This is a genomic window from Pseudomonas sp. DTU12.1 (assembly GCF_009873475.1).
Classification (GTDB): domain Bacteria; phylum Pseudomonadota; class Gammaproteobacteria; order Pseudomonadales; family Pseudomonadaceae; genus Aquipseudomonas; species Aquipseudomonas proteolytica.
Genome location: NZ_CP045254.1, coordinates 2956472 through 2976761, shown reverse-complemented (window position 1 = coordinate 2976761; position 20290 = coordinate 2956472). Strand labels below are relative to the sequence as shown.

Genomic DNA, 20290 nt, shown 5'->3' with positions numbered 1-20290 from the left:
CGCCGGGACTAAAGCGAAGTCTCCTCATCGGAGCATGAACGGATGCTCATAATTCACTCATCCAGTCGTTGGACTTTCAGTGCCTCGCCGACCAACCATTGGCGAAAGCTGGCGATGTGCGGCTGCGATTCGATGCCCTTGGGGCAAACGAAGTAGTAAGCCAATGGCGATGGAAGCGGTACATCAAACAACCGCACCAAACGGCCATCGCTGATTTCGTTCTCGACGTGCCCGCTGCGCACCAATGCAACGCCCTGGCCGAGCAAGGCCGCCTCGACCGTCATGTTGGTATCGCCAAATCTGACGCTCTCCTTGAGCGGCAAATAGGCCAGCCCGACGGCTTGAAACCATACCTCCCACTTAGGCACCAACTCGGCACCATCGCGCGTCAGCAGCGGGAAATGCAACAGGTCTGCGGGGCTCTGCGGAGTCCCGACGCGCCGCAACAGTTCGGGGCTGGCCACAGGAAACACCTGCTCCCCAAACAGGAACTCAGAATGCAGACCGGGGTAGTTGCCCTTGCCGAGCCTGATCGCAACATCAGCCTGGCCGTGGGAGAAGTGGATTATTTTATCCGTGGTGTCCAGCGAGACCAGCAGTTCGGGGTACTGACGAGAGAGACGCGGCAAGCGTGGCAGCAGCCATTTGAGCGCGAAGGAATAGGTGGTGCTGACGCTGAGTCGAACCCTGTCTTTTTGCTCGCGCAAATCCCCCAGAGTCGCCTCCAGGCTGATGAAAAACTCCCGCACGATCGGCGCCAGCGCAGCCCCCGCTGCCGTGAGGCGTAACGCCTTGCCACGCTCAAACAACTGCACGCCCCACAGCGCCTCAAGGTGCTTGAGCTGGTGACTGACCGCGCTTTGAGTAACATGTAGTTCCTGCGCGGCCGACGTAAAGGTCAAGTGCCGGGTGGCTGCTTCAAATGCGCGCAAGGTGGCAGTGGGCGGCAGGTCTCTCATAGGGGCAGAATCCAGCGAGTTATCAGGAAGGTGCATGCATGAACGCTAGCTCATGTTTCACCTAGCGCTCAATGACGTGAGCGGTGCCGTGTTATCGCGATGCTCCTGCGGCGGTGCCAAACACAAGGTATTGCGCCCCAACCCCTTGGCTTCATAAAGAGCGGCATCCGCACGGGCAAGCAGGCTGGCCGTGGTGTCATCTTCGTTTGGCACCACGCAGCAAACACCGATACTGATGCGCAATGAGATGCTTGCCTCGCCAAACCGAGCCGGTGACTCAGCGACCGCCCTGCGCAACTGGTCCAGAACCGCCACAGCGTTTTCGGGGCTGGTACGGGGAAGCAGCACCAGAAACTCCTCGCCACCGTAACGCCCGATACTGTCGGACTCACGAATTCGCTGGGTGAGTTGATTGACGCAGTGGCAAATCACCTCATCACCCGCCAGGTGCCCATACACATCATTGATCTGCTTGAAATGGTCGATGTCGACCATCGCCACTGCCAGGTAGGAAGCGTCTCGACGCGCGCGTTCCAGTTCTTTGGAAAACTGCTCGAGGACGGCTCTGCGATTGAGGATGCCGGTCAGCACGTCACGCAACGCCAGGCGCTGGAATAACGACTCACTGCGCTCTTTGGCCAGCAGCACCAGCCCGAGGGAGATCATCATCGCGGTGAACGTGCCGATGCTGACTGAGATGGTTTGCTTAAGGTTACTGACGTCATAGCGCATCTCGGCAGCCCCTCCGCCGATGATGGCGATCACCCGCATGCCCAGGCCGATCAGGCTGATGCTTGATCCGATGATCAACAGCATGCGCGCACGCCCCTGAGCGGGTATGTAGCGACGCGTCCAATAGATGATCAAGGCGCACTGCACCATCAACACAAGCGTGGCGGCGAGCATGCGCGGCTCCAGCGTGTCGATCAGACTTACCATCAACACAAGCATCAATGCAGCAGGTGCAAATATCTGCCACCAGCAGACGCGCAACTCAACGATCCGAAATACGCTGGCCCCGTAAAAGGCCAGCGCGACCGCCAACAATGTGTTCGCAGCCCCATAGGTCAACCACAACGGGGCGTGGCCGTACAAGGTATATCCAATGTAGGCCAGGGCATGTGCCAGCAAACCAAAGCCAATGGTCAGCAAGCCGTCACGCTGGTTGAACTGGCCGACCAATATCAGACAAAACGCCATGATCGTCGCCACTAAGGCGACGCAGGCAAAAAGCGTGGGGGTATGGGCAATCATGACGTCTCACCAGGCGCTGTCGAGAGCAGCTCTGGTGGAGTTTAGTTGAGTCGGCTGTCAGTTTGTCAGCCACCTGCAGCATTATCTTCGCGCCTGTCCTGCCAGCGTTCAGATACTCAAGAGCTCCGTGACGGGCAGTCTTTAAAAGACCGTCGTCTGATCAGCCTGTGAATCCATGCCTGAAACCACTTAGTAGCCAAACAGCGACTTGCTCTCCAGATACTCGTCAAACCCGGACTCCCCCCACTCGCGGCCGTTGCCCGACTGTTTGTAGCCGCCAAACGGCGCGGCCTGGTCGGCGCGGGCGCCGTTGAGGTGGACCATGCCGGTGCGCAGTTGCCGGGCGATCTGGCGGCTGCGTTCAAGGTCGGCCGAGGTGACGTAACCGGACAAGCCGTAGGGGCTGTCGTTCGCGATGGCGATTGCCTCGGCTTCGCTGTCATACGGGATGATCGCCAAGACCGGGCCAAAGATTTCTTCGCGTGCCACCAGCATATCCGCTGTGACGTCGGCAAATAGCGTCGGTCGCCCATAGTAACCACGCTCAACGCCTGCTGGCCGCCCCAGCCCACCGGCGATCAACCGCGAACCTTCGGCGATGGCCTGGGCGATCATGTCCTGTACCCGCTCCCACTGCATGGCGTTGGCTAGAGGGCCGATGGCGGTGATGGGGTTGCTGTCGTCGTAGCACACCTGCGCAAGTACTTGCCGGGCGATCTCAATCACCGCCTGTTGCTGCGCACGCGGCACCAACAGCCGCGTCGGGGCATTGCACGATTGGCCGCTGTTGCGCATACAGCCCAACACCCCATGGCGCACCGCGCTGGGCAGGTCGGCATCGTCGAGCAGGATATTCGCGGATTTACCACCCAGTTCCTGGGACACACGCTTGACCGTATCCGCCGCCGCCTTGGCCACTGCAACGCCGGCACGGGTTGAGCCGGTAAAAGACACCATGTCCACCTCGGCATGGCGCGCCAACGCGGCACCCACCCCTGGGCCGTCGCCGTTGACCAGGTTGAACACCCCCGCTGGCACCTCGGCCTCATGCAGCACCTGGGCAATGATCCGGGCTGACAACGGCGCCCGCTCACTGGGTTTGAGCACCACGGTGCAACCCACGGCCAGCGCGGGGGCGAGTTTGCAGGTGAGTTGATTAAGCGGCCAGTTCCAGGGCGTGATCAGGGCGCACACGCCAATCGGCTCGCGCACCACCAACGTATTGCCCACACGACGCTCGAAGCGGTACTCGCGCAACACATTCAACGCCTGCACCAGATGGCCCAGGCCTGCCGGCACATGGGCGCTGCGGGCCAGGGACAGCGGCGCGCCCATTTCCAGGTGAACCGCCTCGATCAGCGCTTCGCTGTGGCGCTGGTAGGCCTGGATTATGCGTTGCAGCAGCTCGATACGCGCCTCCAGCGAACTGGCGGCGAACCCCGCAAACGCTTGCCTGGCCGCGCCGACTGCGCGGTCCACATCGTGGCTGTCGCCAAGGATGATGCGCGCAACCGCCTGCTCGGTGGACGGGTTGACCACGGTTTCAACGGCCGTGCCGTGGGGCTTGACCCAGGCACCGTCAATGTAGAACTCAAACAGATCCGACATACCTTGGGCTCCCTTCAGGCGACGTGTTTCAGGGCGCTCGCCAGGGTGTCGAACACCTGGGCGATCTCCTGCGGGCTGATGACCAGCGGCGGCGAAATCACAATGGTGTCACCCGAGCCGCGCACCAGCACGCCGTTGTCGAAGCACCACTGCGCAACCTCACTGCCACGGGCGCCGGGGAAACCTGGGCGCGGCTCGAGTTCCACCGCGCAAAGCAGACCGATCGCGCGTACGTCCAGCACCGCGCCGACACCTTGCAGCGCGAGTGCGGTCGACTGCCACAGCCCACTCACCGCGTTGACGTGCTGGTTGATGCCCAATTCACGATGCACCTCGAGGGTCGCCAACCCGGCCGCACACGCCAATGGGTGCGCTGAATAGGTGTAGCCGTGCATCAGTTCGATGACATTCTGTGGGCCGGCCATGAACGCTTCATACACCGCCCCACTGACCAGCACGCCGCCCATGGGCACGGCGCCGTTGGTCAGGCCCTTGGCGGTGGTGATCAGGTCCGGCAGCACGCCAAAGGCTTGCGCGGCAAAGGGCGCGCCGACGCGGCCAAAACCGGTGATTACCTCGTCGAAAATCAACAGCACGCCATGCCGTGTGCAAATCTCGCGCAAGCGTTGCAAATAGCCTTGGGGCGGCGCATAAACCCCGCCGGAGCCGGTCACCGGCTCGACAATCACCGCAGCCACGGTGCTCGGGTCCTGGATATCCAGCAGTTGTGTCAGCGCATCAGCGTAACTGGCGCCCTGCTGCGGCTGCCCGGCGCTGAAACGCATGCTTGCGTCATAGGGCAATGGCAGGTGCGAGACCTCCCCCAGCAGTGGGCCAAAGTCACGTTTCTGGCGGCCGATACCGGATACCGACAGCCCACCGAAGCCCATGCCATGGTAGCCCTTGGCACGCCCGATAAATTTGGTCCGACGGCAATCACCACGCGCCTGGTGATACGCCCGCGCGATCTTCAGCGCGGTATCCACCGCTTCAGAGCCGGAGTTGGTGAAGAACACCTGCTCCATACCGGCGGGGCTGATGTCGATCAGGCGCTCGGCCATTTCCAGGGCCTGGGGGTGGCTCATCTTGAACGACGAGACAAAGTCCAGGCGCCCCGCCGCTTCGCGAATGGCTTCGACGATTTTCGGCTGGCCATGCCCGGCATTCACGCACCATAGCCCCGCCATTGCGTCGAGTACGCGGCGCCCATCGGTGGTGGTGTAGTACATACCGTCGGCGCTGGCGAACATCATCGGTTGTTGCTGGAATTGGCGCATCGGGGTAAATGGCGCCCAGAACGCGCCGCGCGCGGAAACTGAAGGGCTGGAAAGATCGTTCATGGCGACTCCTGCAAAGCGAGGGTTGGATGGCCGGTCAGCGTCGGACGCTGCAACGGGCCTGCGTTTACGTTGACGCTGCGGTCCAGGTACAAGGTGCCGTGTTCGATACGGCAGGTGACCCGATCACAAAACGCCGTTTCGACAAACTGCCAGGTCATGCTCAACACCCGGTCTTCGGTCCAGCGCGCCTGCGCCACCACCGGGGTGAGTGCCGGCTGGTATTGGTGATGCAGATAATGGCCGGTCATGCTGGTCTGGGTTTCGATGCCGGCGCTCAGCCCGGCCCGGATGCAATGGGTGCCACGGGGGTCGGTGAGGTAAAAGTCACAATGCTCAGGCCCGAACTCCAGGCGCACTTCGCTGACCTGGTCTTCGTTGGCCTGCATGGCAAACGTCGCGCTGAATTCAGCCTGACGCGGCGAGCTGGCGGCGCCAGACATGACCGGCCGTTGTTGATGGGCCAGCAGCGCCGCCAGCGCGGCATCCGCCGAGCCTTCGCTGGGTACGTCCAGCGCCGGCAAAAGATGCTCCCAGAGCAAGCTGTGCAAGCGCCGCTCGCCCAGGGCAAGGCCTGCGGTAAACGCAATCACCGCGTTATGGCGCGGTAGCACAATGCACTGCTGGCCAAACACGCCGGAGGCGTAATACCCACCGTGCTGGGTCATCCACCATTGGTAGCCATAGCCTTCGCGGCGCGTGACAGCCGCGTCGCTCGACTCGTCGCGGCTCAGGTAGCGCTTGCCATCGAAGGCGCCCATCCATACATCATCAACGTGCCCACGGGTCGCTTCGGCTACCCATTCGCGCGATAGCAATTGCTGCCCCTGCCAATTGCCCTGTTGCAAGTGCAACACGCCGAATTTGAGCAAGTCTTCGGTGCGGCAACTGAGGCCATTGCCACCGGTGTTGAAACCGCCAGGAGCCAGGTCCCACTCGATGGGGCCCATGCCCATGGGTTGGAAGATACGTGCGTCGCACAGCTCGAACGCCGTCTGGCCGCTGACCACGCTGACAATCGCCGAGAGCATGAAGCTCGACGCACTGCTATAGATAAACCGGTGCCCTGGCGGGTCTTCGACCGGCTCATTGAGGAACAACCGTACCCAACTGTCACTGCGCCCGCGCCAGGCGCCACCAGAAATGCCCTGGCGATGGCCGGTGCGCATGGTCAGCAGATCCCGCACGGTCATGGCCGCCAGGTTGGCGCTGATGGATGCCGGGCAATCGGCGGCAAAAAAATCCACCACCTTGGCGTCCAGCGACAGCACGCCGTCATCCACCAACAGCCCGACGGCCATGGACACCCAGCTTTTGGTCGCCGAATGCTGGACATGCAGGCGTTCGGCGCAATAAGGCGCCCAAAACGCTTCAGCTACCACCGCGCCATCGCGGTACAGCATGAAGCTGTGCAACTCCAGGTCCGCAGCGTTCACCGCTTCGATGAAATCACTTACGCCACGCGCCGATACGCGTTGTTGACTGGGCAGTGCCCGCCGCAACGGCAAACTCGTCATCTGATCTTTCCCCTCATTTCCACTGCTTGGGCGTGCAACAGGCTGTTCCTGTTGCACGCCATTACCGCTACCAGAGCGCCACGGTGTAGCCCAGGATCACTCTGTTTTCGTTGGTGTCACGGGCGAAGTTGCTCGTCGCGCTGGCGTTCTGCCAACGCAGCGAAACATCCTTGAACGTGCCGCTCTGCACCACATAGCCGAGGCTCAAGTCCCTCTCCCACTCGCGTCCTTCGCCGTTGAAGCCGATGACCTTGGCGTTGTCGCCCTTGGCATAACGTGTCGAGAACAGCAGGCCCGGAATGCCCAGCGAGGCGAAGTCATAGTCATAGCGGGCATGCCACACGCGCTCGCCGGTCTGGGAGAAGTTGGCCAGTTGATACTCGGTGAACAGGTAGGTGTTGGTGCCGTCCACATAGGTGAACGGCGTCGAGCCGTACTGTTCCTGGTAACCTCCGCTGAGGTTGTGGCCGTAGAGGCCATAGCCGATGCGCGTGCTCAACGCCCGGTTGTCCACCTTGCCGGCCAGGCCTGCAGCGTCTTCACTGGCGCTGAAGTAGCGGATATCGGTCTTGAACGTGCCCGGGCCCCACTTGAAGCTGTTTTTCAAGCCCAGGTAATGCTGTTGGTACAGGCTTTCCAGTTGCGCGAACTGGTAGGTCACAAAAGTCGTCGGCGTGAGTGCGTACTCGCCGCCGGCGTAGCGGAACTCATCGCTCTTGGCGCTGCTTTTGTAGGCGCCGTACTGGCTGGTAAGCCCCATATCCTCGTAATGGGTTGAGTCGCGCTGCTTGACCTGGTCCAGTTGGCCCGCGCTCAGTGTCAGCTTGTCGATGTCCTTGGAGGTGACTGCGGTACCGCTGAAACTCTGCGGGAACAGGCGGCTCAGGTTCGGTTGCAGCGTCGGCAGGTCAGGCACCATGTAACCCACGCGCAACTCGCTTTTGGCCAGACGCGCCTTGCCGGTGAGGCCCAGTTTTGAGTAGTTGTCATGGGCGCGGCGGGCGTAGCTGGGGGAGCCTGGCTCGGCCATGCTGGAGCGTGCCAGCAGCCCGGTGCCGGAGTTGTCCGGGCTCGAATCGAGCTTGATGCCCAACATACCCACCGCGTCCAGGCCAAAACCCACGGTACCGTCGGTAAAGCCCGACTCGATCTTGAGGATAAAACCCTGCGCCCATTCGGCACGCTTGTTCTGCCCGCTGGACTCGCGGTAGTCGCGGTTGAAGTAGTAGTTCTTCAACTCCAGCGCCGCTTTGCTGTCGGCGACGAAGTCGGCCTGGGCAAACAAGGGCATGAAACCGGCGCCCATGACGCTGGCACTGGCGACAACTTTGTTGATGCGGTTATTCATGTGTAGGTTCCTGGCAGACAGGTTGAGTGGGGTTGTTTTTGTTTTCTTCGGCCATGGCTTCGCCCGCTTCGCAAATCGTCGATTTGCGAAGGGTTGGGTTTAATGCCGTGGCCTGGGGTGCAGCAGTACCTAAATCACGCTGGCACGGAGGCGGTAGCTGCCGTCTGCACGTTTCTCCAAGGGGCTGGCCGCGGCGAGTAGCCGACGGGTGTAAGGGTGTTGTGGGGCGTCGAAAATCCTGTCACGCGGGCCCATTTCGACCACCTCGCCCTGGTTCATCACCGCCACACGGTGGGCGATGCGTTCCACCGCCGAGAGATCGTGGGAAATGAACAGGCAGGCAAAGCCGTATTGGCGTTGCAAGCGCTCGAACAGTTCGAGGATCTGCTTCTGGATGGTCATGTCCAGTGCCGAAATCGGCTCGTCGGCAATCACCAGCTTGGGCCGGCGCACCAACGCCCGGCCAATCGCCACGCGCTGGCGCTGACCACCGGAAAGTTGGTGGGCAAAACGCTCGCGAAACTGTTCGGGCAAGCCCACGTCGACCAGGGTGTCGGTGACCCGCTGGCGCTTTTGCGCAGCCATCAGGGCGGGTTCATGGCGCAGCGGTTCGGCGAGGATCTGGCCCACAGTCATGCGCGGGTCGAGGGACGAATACGGGTCCTGGAAGATCATCTGGCATTGCAGGCGATGTGCCCGGTTGGCGGCCTTGAGGATATCCACGCCCTGGAACAGGATTGCCCCGGCACAGGGGTTGACCAAGCCAACGACCGCACGCCCGAGGGTGGTCTTGCCCGAACCGCTGCCACCGACCAGGGCCAGGGTCTCGCCCGGCGCGATACTCAGGTTCACCGAGTGCACCACGCGCTTGGGCACGCTGCGCCCCCAGAAGCTGCGCGGCCCCGGGTGTTCGATACACACATCCCGGACCTGCAACAACGCGCTGTCGACCGCCGGCACGGGCACCAGTTCCCCGCGCCGTGGCAGCGCTTCGAGCAATTGCCGGGTGTATTCGGCCTTGGGGGCAAAGAGGATATCTTCGATACGGCCCTGCTCTACCGCCTTGCCCGAGCGCATCACCACGACTTTGTGGGCATAACGCGCGACCAAAGACAGGTCGTGGCTGATAAACAGAATCGCGGTGCCCTGCTCGCGGGTCAGTTCCAGCATCAACTCGATCACGTCCAGTTGCGCCAGGCAGTCCAGGGCCGTGGTGGGTTCGTCGGCAATCAGCAGCGCCGGACGCAGCAACATCACCGAGGCCAGCATGATGCGTTGGCGCATGCCACCGGAGAATTGGTGCGGGTAGGACGCCAGGCACTTTTCGGCGTCCTTGATGCCGATGCGTTGCAGCATGGCGATGCAGCGCTCACGGATCGTCGCCGCATCCAGCGTGGTATGCAGTTTGAGTGCCTCGCTCATCTGCCGGCCGATGGTCAGCGCGGGGTTGAGCGAGACCATCGGCTCCTGGAACACCATGCCGATCCGCGCACCACGCACTTCACGCATGGCTTTGGCATTGCAGCTGTCCAGGGCCTGGCCCTGGAAGATGATGCGCCCACCGCACACCTGCATCGGTGCTGGCAGCAAACCAATGGCAGCGCGCGCGGCCATGGTCTTGCCGCTGCCCGACTCGCCCACCAGTGCGACGATCTCGCCGGGGGCCATGGTGAAGCTGAAGTCATCGACGGCCAGCGGACCGTCCACACCGACGCGAATCTGTAGATTTTCAACGGCCAGTAAAGGCACTGGAGCGCTCATGCTCATTTCCTCATGCGCGGGTCGAGACGATCACGCAAGGCATCGCCGAACAGATTGATAGCCAGCAACGTCAGGCTGATAAAGATGCCCGGGAAGATCCCCAGCCACGGCGCCGTCGAGATATAAGTGCGGCTGGCCGAGAGCATGCTGCCCCAGGTCGCGGCCGGCGGTGGAACCCCAAGGCCGAGGAAACTCAGCGCACTCTCCGAGAGCAACGCCCAGCCAAACATGCTGGTGGCCAAGACACACAGCGGCGCCAGGCAGTTGGGGGTGATGTGACGGAACATGGTGTACAGCTCGGAGTTGCCGATCACCCGCGAGGCCTCGATGAACTCCAACTCACGCAGCGACAGCACGCTGCCGCGTACCACCCGCACCACCGAAGGGGTGTAGGCGATACCCAGGGCGAGCACGATGCCGTACTGGCTGGCGCCGACAATTGCCATAATGCCCAGGGCCATAAGGATGCCGGGGAATGCCAGCAACGCATCGTTGAGCATCATCAGCACCCGGTCGGTCCAGCCACGCAGGTAACCGGCGAGCATGCCGATCAGCGTGCCGCAGATCACCGCTACGCTGACCGAGAGCAGGCTGATCCACAGGCTGGTACGCGCACCAATGATCAGGCGGCTGAACACATCGCGGCCAAATTCGTCGGTACCCAGCCAGTGCACGGCGTTCGGTGCGTGCAGGCGTGAGAGCAGGTCCAATTTGAGCGGGTCGTAAGGTGTCCACACCACGCCGAGCAAAGCCAGCAACACCAGTGCCGCGAGCAGGCTGGTGCCGATCAGGGCGTTCAGCGGCGGGTAACGCCGGCGCCGCCGGGGCGGGACCGCCGCCACGGTGGGCAAGGCAGGAGTCTTGAGGTTCATAGCTTCACCCTTGGATCGAACAGCGGATACAGCAGATCCACCAACAGGTTGACCAACACATAAATGCAGGTGACCAGCAGCAGGCAACCCTGCAACACCGGGTAGTCGCGGGAGAAGATCGCATCGACCATCAACCGGCCGATACCTGGCAGGGTGAACACCGTTTCCAGCACCGCAATGCCGCCCAGCAAGTTGCCAAGGATCAGGCCAATCAGGGTCCAGGTCGGTGCAAATGCGTTGCGCAAGGCGTGCCTGCACAGCACCGCGCCTTCCGACAACCCCTTGGCCCGGGCATGGGCGATGTACTCCAGGCGTAGCACCTCAATGGTGCTGGCCCGTGCCATCCGGGCAATGGCCCCGAACTCCACCAGCGTCAGGGTGATGATCGGCAGCACCACATAGGTCAGCGCTTTCATCGGGTCGGTGGCAAAGCCCACGTAACCGATCACCGGCAACCAGCCCAATTGAATGCCGAAGACATACAGCAGCAACAAACCCAACCAGAAGCTGGGCACCGACAGCAATAACGTTGCCGTCGCCACCAGGCCCAGGTCCATCGCACTGTTTTGCTTCCAGGCTGCGAGCAAACCCACCGGCACTGCAAGCAGGGTCGCCAGCAATACCGCCACCAGCACCACGGTCGCACTGACGCTGAACCGCTCGAGCAGCAACTCCAACACCGGCTGGCGGCTGCTGATGGACACGCCGAGGTCGCCACTGAGCACCGACTTGATCCAGATCAGGTACTGGGTCACCACTGAGTGGTCAAGCCCCAGGCTGCTGCGCATATCGGCCAGGCTTTGCGGGTCGGCCATGTCGCCGAGCATCAAGAGTGCCGGGTCGCCGGGGATCAGGCGGATCAAGGCAAACACAATCACCGAGATCAGCAACAGGGTCGGCACCGCCATGCCGAGCCTGTGCAATATGAATCGAAACATAGCGCTACGCCTTACTTGGAAGTGTCGAGCAGCTTCACGCCCCACAGGCGCGGCTTGGCAACCGGCCAGGAGCGATACCCCTCGACGCGCTTGCCCATGGCGCCGATGGCCGTGCCGTTATAGATAACCACCATGGGCACATCCTTGAGCATCAGCGTGTGCAGCTTGTCGAACAGTGGCTGGCGCTTGGCTGGGTCAACTTCACGCTGGGCCTCACGCAATATGGCCAGGGCTTGGGGGTTGTCCCAGACCTTACGCGGTTCCTTGGCCTTGTCGCCGATCACCGACTCGTAGCTTTGCGCGGCATCGAAACGTCCCGAGTAGGAGAACGACATCATCTGGTAGCTACCGGTCTGGTAACGCTCCAACTGTGTGCCCCACTCCAGGGTTTCCATCTCGATGTTCAGCCCTGCCGCCTGGGTCATGGCCTGGCTGAGCAAGCCCATGTCGAACATCTGCGGGTAGCGCTTGTTGACCAGCATGCGGATTTTTTCACCGCGGTAGCCGGCTTCCTTCAGCAGGCTCCGGGCCTCGTCGAGGTTGTAGGTATAGCCCTGGTGCGCGGTGCGGTCGTAGTACGGACTCGCAGTGGGAATGATTGAGTTGTTGACCACCGATAAACCATCGGACAACGCCGCCACCATCTGCGCGTAATCCAGGGACAACGCCACGGCGCGACGGATGCGCACGTCCTTGAGCAGCGGGTCGCGGGTCTGGAACAACAGCCCGCTGATGGTCATGATCGGGCTGACCTGGATCTGCAGGTTCTTGACCTGCTTGAGTTGTGCGGCATCCATTGCGGTCACGTCCGGCAGCAGGTCCACGCCACCCGACAGCAGCGCCGCCTTGGCCGAGGCCGAATCGGGGATCACCTCAAACCGCACGGTGTCGACAAACGCCTGCTTGTTGCCGGTGTAACCGTCCGCCTTGTCTTCGGCACGTGGGGTGTATTGCTTGAAGCGATCCAGTTCGACGTACTGGCCCTTCTGCCATTTGCCCAGGGTGAACGGGCCAGTGCCAATCGGTGCGCGCCAACTGCCATCGGCGGCCAGGGAGTCTGGGTGCAGGATGCCGCTGCCCGCGCAGTCCGGGCGGGCCATGGCAGCCAGGAACAAGCCATTGGCTTGATCCAGGGTGAACACCACGGTTTTCGGGTCGGGGCTGGCGATATCAACGATCTTGGCCGCACCGCGCCCATCGAACTCCGCCAGGCAGCGCCACTGGGTCTTGGGGTCCAGGTAACGCTGCCAGGTCCATTGCACATCCTTGGCCGTCAATAGCTGGCCGTTGTGAAAGTGCACGCCGTCACGCAGGGTAAAGGTGTAGCGCAGGCCATCCGCCGACACGTCAACCGCGCTGGCTAACATCGGGGCGATGCTGGTGTCTTCACGGTGCGCCACCAACCCTTCGACGAGATGCATCATCACCGCGTCGGTGTTGTCGTCGCGGTTGACGCCAGGGTCGGTGCTGCGGATATCACCGTTGATCCCAACGCTGATGACCTTGTCCTGGGCAACGGCCATGGAGACGGTGCACGCCGACATTACGACGGCCAATGCCGTCTTTACGTAACTATTCACGGGAGAAAGACTCCTTGAAGGAATTTTCCGGTCAGTGGCGGGAGCCAAGGCAGGACCGGCATCAGAATGAGTGAATCCTTGGTTATTGTTATGCGGTCTGTTCTGAGTGCATCACTTGCGGTGTATCAGCCCAGGCTGCGCTTGTGGCGCAACACCTTGGCGAAAAAGTCCTGGGCGGCCGGCATGGCCTTGATGCCCTGGTGCGCGACGTTGGGCAGCAGGTCAAAGTGCACCTGCACACCGGCGGCCTCGAAGCTGGCCTTCAAGGTAGCCAGGCGCTCGGGTCGCGTACGCCCGGCAGCGTTGGCACCGGCCATGAAGTGTTTGCCGCCTTCACGGTGGGTAATTTCCCAGGTTTCGAGGTCTGAATCACCCACCACCATATGCACGGGCAACCGCTGCAGGGCTGGCAGGTTCAGTGGTTTGCCAAAGCGCGTGGCAAAGTCCCGCACGCCGACCCACCAGTCCTGATCGGCATCGAGCAGGGTCACCGAACCCGGTGCGCCGATGGACGCCGCCCAGAGTTTTTCGGGGTGCAGGTAGCAGAAGCGATGGGTGAATTGCCCACCACCGGAATAGCCGAACAGTGCAAAGGTATCGAAGCTGCGACCGTAGCGCTTGCCAACGCTGGCAATCATGTCGAGTAGCACTTGGTCGTAACGGATATCGCCTTCGACCATCTGCTTGTAGCCATCACCATTGCCGTCGCCCAACACGCCGACCGGGAACAGCGGCGACAGGATCACACAATCGTTCCAGCGGCCAAATTCCGCGAAACCATTGCGGTAAATCTCCATCGCGCGGGTCGAGCCGTGCAGCGAAACCACCAGGTCTACCGGCCGGGTGCGGTCCTCGATGCTTTCAGGCACATAAAGGGTGTAGGCAAACCGGCTGTCCTCATAGTGGGAGTACACGGTGGTGGCGCCGAGGTGATACACGTTTTTTGCCGCACGTAATGCTGCGTCTTCAGGGCTGATATCTGGATTGCTCATTTGGAAAGTTCGCCGAGTCAGTTCGGACTTGAGTATTGGTCGAGCACTATAAAAAGAAAAACTAATTTAACTTTAGCCAGAGTAAACAAAAGCTTTACGATACCGGCGTACCCATGAGCGCGGGCCTACCCATGAGCAACATTCGTTTCTTCAAGACGTTTATCGCCGTCGCCGAGTACGGCAGCTTTGCCGCCGCCGCCGACCGTGTGGCCCTCACCAACGCCGCCGTCGGCCAGCAAATGCGCGCCCTCGAAGAAGAGATGCGCCGCCCCCTGTTCGACCGTAGCCAGCGGCAGATCAAGCTGAGCCGCGATGGCGTGTTATTGCTGCCCAAGGCCAAGCGCCTGTTGGCGGACTACGAGCAAATGATTGCCGAGGCGCCCGATGGCATGGCCATGGAGGGTGAAGTGTCCATCGGCGGCATTACTTCCGGCATGGGCCTGCTCGCCAATTGCCTGGTGCAACTGAAAAAGCTGCACCCGCGCATATCGGTCAACCTGATGACCGCCCGCTCCGACGAAGTGGTCAACCTGGTCCACGCCGCCAAGCTCGACGCGGCATTGCTGATCGAGACGGCGCGGCAGAACTTCGATGGATTGAGCTGGACCCTGCTCTACAACGAGCCCATCGTCATGCTCGCCAACACCGCCCAGACCGCCGGCATCGACGACGCTGTGGAATTGCTCAGGACCCAGCCGTTCATTCGCTATGACCGCTCCACCGCGGTAGGCCGCAAGGTGCAGTCGATCATCAAGAGCGAATCGGTCGAACCGCTGGAAATCCTCGAACTGAACTCGATCATCGGCATCGCCGACCTGGTGCGCCAGCAAGTTGGCGTGGCGATCGTGCCGCTGCTGAAGAACTTTGACTGGCACAAAGACCCCAGCCTGCGCGTATTACCGCTGCCAGGGGACCTGGCGGTACGCCGGGTGGGAATTTTGGAGCAAGGCACCAAAAGCGCGATTACCGGGGAGATTCGCAAGTTGCTGATGTCGGCGGTGGCGAAGTGACCGTGACCGGGCGGTGGTCTGAGCAGCCCCCTCTCCAAAGTCCAGCTTTAAAAATGCCCGCTTTTATTACCAGACGATATAAACGACTGTGAAATATGACAGTTACATCCTCGCCGCCGAGCCCGTAGTTTCTGGGTAAAAACAGGGCTACCCCACACAAGGAGAGGATGATGGCGCATAACCCTATGGGCACCGACCCAACCGACGACGAAAACGATCCGATCTTCAATGCGACGACCCAGAAGCGCAATGTCGTCGACCCACGCACCGGTCTATTTGAAGTCTATGTGCCCTTGCCCTCGGTGATTGGCAACGCCGGCAATGGACCGGTCATTGAAATGAGCCTGCACAATACGCCGGTGGTCAATAACGAGGCCGCGCTGGGGGACGGCTGGTTCTATTGCATGACCACTTTCAGCGAGCACCACAAGAAGCTCACGCTGCATTCCGGTGAAGTGTTGGCAATGGAAAAAGATAAAGATCTCAAGCAGTCCGCGATTATTGCGCAATGGAGTGCAGGCAAGTTGACGGTCCAGCGCAGAGGTGGCCGCAAGGAAGTGTTGGTGGCGGTGGGGAACACAGGGATTTATGTGCCCGAATCACTGACCACCGATGGTTACAACAGCCTGACCCTGAGCTGGATGCATACCCCCCATGTCATTGACGGCAAAACCTATTACCAGATCCAGTTGAGCGAAATCCGCGACGCCACCCGCAGCCTGCTCAAGGTGCAATACACCCCCGGCGACCCCGCTGCCGCGACGGTCATCAGCGCAGCCAACCTGACGTTCTGGCCCGATGACGCAAGTGAAACCCTGGACTACGCCCTGGCCATCGAAAATTACGCACTCAAATCCGTCAGCCTCGGTGCGACTATCAAAAGCAGTTTCGAGTACGACGATCACCCCACCTGTGGCTGGCTGTTGACCAAAATCACCCACTTCGAGGGGCTCCAGGAGCAGGTGCAATACGAGGACAACGGCCTGACCTTTCCGGACAACCCCAGGTTATCGGCGCTGCCCTGTGTCAGCACCCATACCCGCACCCCCAATGGTGGCGGGACGCCGGTCATTACCCGGTATGTCTATGAGCGCCAGGATGAAGACAACTACCGCACCATCGTGCGTGAGGGCGATCCGGCGATTCGCACGACGACTTATAACTACAACGCAAAACACGACGTCACATCGCAAGTCCTGGTTCAGGGGACGGCTAAAACCGAAAAAAGATACACGATGCAGGTGCAGGAAGAATTGCTTAGCCGCACGATTTCCACCACCTATACAAAGGCGGGTACAAGCAGAGAGGAAAAAAATGAAAACCGCTTCAATGCTCACTCCATGCTGGTCAAAAACCGGCAAGAAAGAATCACCACGGCACTGGATTACATTCCTGCCCCAGTGGCGATTCCAGGGGGCTCGAGTCACGGCCCCTCAGACAGCGAAACTACATTGCACAGCTTGCTGAATTTGATCCGATCAGCGTCAACCCAGCAGACCAACCAAGCAGTCGACACCTCATGGACCCCTATTCGGTTAATCCCTAATGAGTTGTTTACTTCAACTTATCTGGACACCGAAATCGTCGAGAACCCAGGCCTGCTGGCACTCATTCCAGAACTGTTGCCCGGCTTACTGCCTGAGCTTTTGAACGTCTCAAGTTTCAAGTATCACGCCTACAAAGAAATACCAGGCTTGCGCGAGTCGAAAATCAGCAGCACTTTACAAGGAAGCCTCACCTTTGCAGCCCGTTCTGGCGCCGCGCTGATCGGCCAGCGTATCGAGTACTTCGAAGGCGACGACTTTCGCAAGGGCCGCGTGAAGACACTGGCCCGCAGCACGCTGGGGACACGTGACCGGCGACCGATTGCTTCCGACCCCGCGCGTACCTTTGGCTATGTACTGGGCGGCGCCGGTAACACCGAGTTGACCACCACCATCACCGACACCGATGAAACCGGCAAAACCCGTACCTCGTCGCAAACCCAGAGCACCCTCAGTGGGCGCCTGGTGCGCCAGGTCGATGCCGACGGCAACCGGACTGAGTATGCCTACAACAACTTCGGCCAACTGATCACCCTGACCGTCTGCGCCCAAAGCACCACCTATCGTCAGGTCACAACCTATGCGTATCCCGCCCCCGGCCAGATAAAGATCACCGCCCCCAACGGCCAGACGCGCTTGAGCCAATACGACGGCCAGGACCAATTGGTCAGCGAGCACCTGCTGCAGGGTAACCAGAGCAAGCAGACCAAGGCCGTCACCTATGACAGCCTGGGCCGTGAACTGCGCCGGTCCGAGTTCGATTACGACGCTGCCGGGAACCAACTGGTGCACTGGCAGCAAGCGCACTATGACGACTGGAACGAGGTCAGCAGCCAGCGTTACAGCGATGGCCGGCAGACCTTCAACCTGTACGACCCCATCGCCCTGACTCGCGCCCAATGGACCGGCACGGCCACTGACAAGCATGCAATCGTAACGTCCTACAACGTGGACGAGACTATCAAAAAGATTGAATGGAAAGACCAGGCCGGCCAGGTCTACCAGACCCAGACGTTTGACTACACTCCGTCCAAGCGCGTCAAGCAACTGAAAATCGACAACGAGTTCGGTTTCACCACCCTCGACTACACCTTCGATAGCGCCGGCCGCCTGCTGAGTGAAAGACACAGCGAAAAAGGCCGGGGCCTGCTCGACCTTCCCTTTGTCTACACCTATCACTACACCTACCCAGTGCATTGGCTGTTGCTGGACGCGACGCAGATCGAGATCGAGACGGGCGGCACTCGGCAGATCCTCGGCAAGCGCAGCGTTGACAGCTGGGGGCGTGTCACTTCGCTGACCCGAGGCAGTAGCACCGAAACCTATACCTACGACGGTACCAGCCATGTGCCGGCAACGACGCTGACCGCCGATGGGCAGGCCCTGAAGCATGACTACATCAAGGAGTTGGGCAATCGCCTGGCCAAGACCAGCACCGCAGACGCCAGCGCGCACACGTCTTTTGCCTATGCCTATGGCACGCAAGGTGTCGCGACGGCCAGCGAGGGTGACCGTTTACTGCAATACGACCACGACCTCTATCTGCGGGTCAGCCGACAGCATGTGCAAACCGCGCCTGGTCAGAGCAAGGATCTGCTCTACACCCACTCGCTGGGCTCGCGGCTGCTCAATAGCACCGATGCGCTGGGCAACCAGACCCTGTTCTCGTATAGCTCGACCGGGCAACGCTACGCGGCCAACAACTTTCACTTCACCACCAGTCATTCCTACGATGACCAGGGGCGGTTTAACGAAGAAATCATTGCTGGGCCCTATAACCTCGCGCCCGCGTCACCCGTCACCTTTCTTGTGAAGTACACCCACGACTCCCAGCAGCGCGAAACCCGCCGCCACTTCACCCTCAGCGGCCAAGTCGACCTGCTGCTGGAAAATACCTACTACGCCGACGACAAACTCAAGTCGGTGCAGTTGAAACAGGGCGCCACTGTGTTGGGCTCGCGCAGCCTGACCTATACCCCCGCAGGCCGCCTCAACTCCTGTACCACCACCGGCGTCTGGCGGCCCAAGACGCCCACGCACAAAGCCATCGACAAGCAGGAATTTACTTACAATGCACTGGGTGACGTCCTCACCTGCGTGACCACCTTCGGCACCGCGAAAAACACCGCCACCTACACCTACGACGCGCTTAATGGCTACCGTCTGGTCAAAGTCATGAACAGCCATGGGGATTACACCGCGTCTGCCACGTTGAGTTATGACGCCGCCGGGCGGCTAACCCAGGACCAGTCGGGCAAGACCTACAGCTATGACTGGCTGGGCCGGCTGATCCGGGCCGGGAGCACACATTATCGTTACGATCCGGCCAGCCGCCTGATGACCCGTGATGAGGGCACAGGCCCACAACAGGTGCTCTACGACGGACTCAAGGCCTGCGGCGACTATTCGCCTGGGGCCAACGTCAACAGCCGCAGCCTCAACCCTGGCAGCACCGCCTGTACCGCGCAACGGGTCAAGCGCTCAGGCGTCGAGCGCACACTGTTCGAACTGCGGGACAGGAGTGGCAGCGTGTTGGCCAGCTACGACGTACAGGCACAAACCCTCAAGCACCACGCCTACACCGCCTATGGCGAACACTTTTGCGATGAGCCCGACTCGCTGCTGGGCTTCAACGGTGAATACCGTGACATCCAGTACCCCCTGGGGATGGGCGTGCGCTGGTATGACGCCGCCAGCATGCGCTTTAACGCCCCCGATGAACTGAGCCCGTTCGGCAAAGGTGGGCCTAATCTCTATGCCTACTGTGCCGAAGGCGATCCCGTGAATTATCAGGACCCCACTGGGCACTTTTCCGTGGACAAGCGGCTACGGGAGATCTGGGGGGACACGCTGCCAGAGCCGTTGGGATTCAAGGGAGGAGAAGGAGCGTTGATTAACACGTTGCTATGGGGTGGGATCGGCGTGATGACTGCAGTGATGACAGGCGGTACCTCGCTGTTGCTGACAGCGGCCCTTGTCGGGCTCGCCGCGACCTCGCTGGCGACCGGCGTCACCTCCGTGCTGGTCGCAGACAATGACCCCGACGCGTCAAGCATCCTGGCCTGGGTGTCACTGGGCACCGGAGCATTAGGCGGCCTGGGAACACTGGCGGGCAAAGCAGCGCAGTTGACCGGGTACCTGGGACGGTCGTTACCGGCAGTCGCCAGGGATCTGATCAGCAAGGCATCCAGGGCGGTGATCAGCCCGCTGAAGCAGTCCAGCCTGGGCCGGGGACTTGAACGCTTTTGGGTAAAAGTACTGCCCAAGCCCGCCGTCGCCACGAGTGCTTACTACATTGAAAGCTCACTGACGTCACAAAAGGGGCTTTCTGGACTGTTCGACCTCGGTGATGCGAATACGCTCTCGTTCGTGACCTCCGGCGTCCTGGGAAATCTGGGGCTCCTGGAGTCAGAACCCGCTCAACTGGCCGACACATTCGTCGGTGATATCACCTGGCTGCCCTTCGGCAGTTGGGGCGGGTTATGGCTGACGATCAGGGGCCGCTGACGCAGGCCCCAGATGCACACAAGCGAGCAGGGCCTGACGCCCTGCCCGCTTGGTGTTGTGCGT

13 protein-coding genes are annotated in these 20290 nt (G+C 61.0%); 2 read left to right on the top strand and 11 right to left on the bottom strand.

The features are described from left to right. Window positions 1–53: 53 nt before the first annotated feature. The 11 genes from gcvA to GDV60_RS12905 form a co-directional block, all read right to left on the bottom strand. Window positions 54–959, bottom strand: a complete 906-nt coding sequence (gene gcvA / locus GDV60_RS12955) for a transcriptional regulator GcvA (RefSeq protein ID WP_159907486.1) — start codon at window positions 957–959, stop codon at window positions 54–56. A 57-nt stretch (window positions 960–1016) separates the two neighbouring features. Next, window positions 1017–2213: a GGDEF domain-containing protein gene (locus GDV60_RS12950; protein WP_159907483.1), complete on the bottom strand. Its 1197-nt coding sequence runs from the start codon at window positions 2211–2213 to the stop codon at window positions 1017–1019. Between the two features lie 189 nt (window positions 2214–2402). After that, a complete protein-coding gene (locus GDV60_RS12945; RefSeq protein ID WP_159907480.1) occupies window positions 2403–3821 on the bottom strand; it encodes an aldehyde dehydrogenase family protein in 1419 nt (472 codons plus the stop codon). Between the two features lie 14 nt (window positions 3822–3835). Further along, on the bottom strand, window positions 3836–5161 hold the full coding sequence (locus GDV60_RS12940; protein ID WP_159907477.1) for an aminotransferase class III-fold pyridoxal phosphate-dependent enzyme: 1326 nt from the start codon (window positions 5159–5161) through the stop codon (window positions 3836–3838). Continuing rightward, complete coding sequence (locus GDV60_RS12935) at window positions 5158–6675, bottom strand: serine hydrolase (RefSeq protein ID WP_070994925.1); 1518 nt, start codon at window positions 6673–6675, stop codon at window positions 5158–5160. Before GDV60_RS12935 ends, GDV60_RS12940 begins: the two co-directional genes overlap by 4 nt. 67 nt (window positions 6676–6742) lie before the next feature. Beyond that, window positions 6743–8023 carry an OprD family porin gene (locus GDV60_RS12930; protein ID WP_070994926.1) on the bottom strand — a complete coding sequence of 427 codons (1281 nt, stop codon included), beginning with the start codon at window positions 8021–8023 and terminating at the stop codon, window positions 6743–6745. Window positions 8024–8152: 129 nt separating this feature from the next. After that, window positions 8153–9784 (bottom strand): ABC transporter ATP-binding protein, encoded by a 1632-nt coding sequence (locus GDV60_RS12925; RefSeq protein WP_159907475.1) that lies wholly within the window; start codon window positions 9782–9784, stop codon window positions 8153–8155. A 2-nt stretch (window positions 9785–9786) separates the two neighbouring features. Continuing rightward, entirely contained in the window at window positions 9787–10656 is an 870-nt protein-coding gene (locus GDV60_RS12920) for an ABC transporter permease (protein ID WP_159907473.1), read from the bottom strand. Then, on the bottom strand, window positions 10653–11594 hold the full coding sequence (locus tag GDV60_RS12915) for an ABC transporter permease (RefSeq protein ID WP_070994929.1): 942 nt from the start codon (window positions 11592–11594) through the stop codon (window positions 10653–10655). The genes GDV60_RS12920 and GDV60_RS12915 overlap by 4 nt, the downstream gene beginning before the upstream one ends. An 11-nt stretch (window positions 11595–11605) precedes the next feature. Next, complete coding sequence (locus GDV60_RS12910; RefSeq protein ID WP_159907471.1) at window positions 11606–13174, bottom strand: ABC transporter substrate-binding protein; 1569 nt, start codon at window positions 13172–13174, stop codon at window positions 11606–11608. A 125-nt stretch (window positions 13175–13299) separates the two neighbouring features. Beyond that, window positions 13300–14166, bottom strand: a complete 867-nt coding sequence (locus GDV60_RS12905) for a hydrolase (protein ID WP_070994931.1) — start codon at window positions 14164–14166, stop codon at window positions 13300–13302. A gap of 131 nt (window positions 14167–14297) precedes the next feature. Between GDV60_RS12905 and GDV60_RS12900 the strand changes: the two genes are divergently transcribed. Together GDV60_RS12900 and GDV60_RS12895 are read left to right on the top strand one after the other, a co-directional pair. Then, window positions 14298–15176, top strand: a complete 879-nt coding sequence (locus GDV60_RS12900; protein ID WP_029290644.1) for a LysR family transcriptional regulator — start codon at window positions 14298–14300, stop codon at window positions 15174–15176. A 170-nt stretch (window positions 15177–15346) separates the two neighbouring features. Continuing rightward, complete coding sequence (locus GDV60_RS12895) at window positions 15347–20227, top strand: RHS repeat domain-containing protein (protein WP_159907469.1); 4881 nt, start codon at window positions 15347–15349, stop codon at window positions 20225–20227. Window positions 20228–20290: the final 63 nt, after the last annotated feature.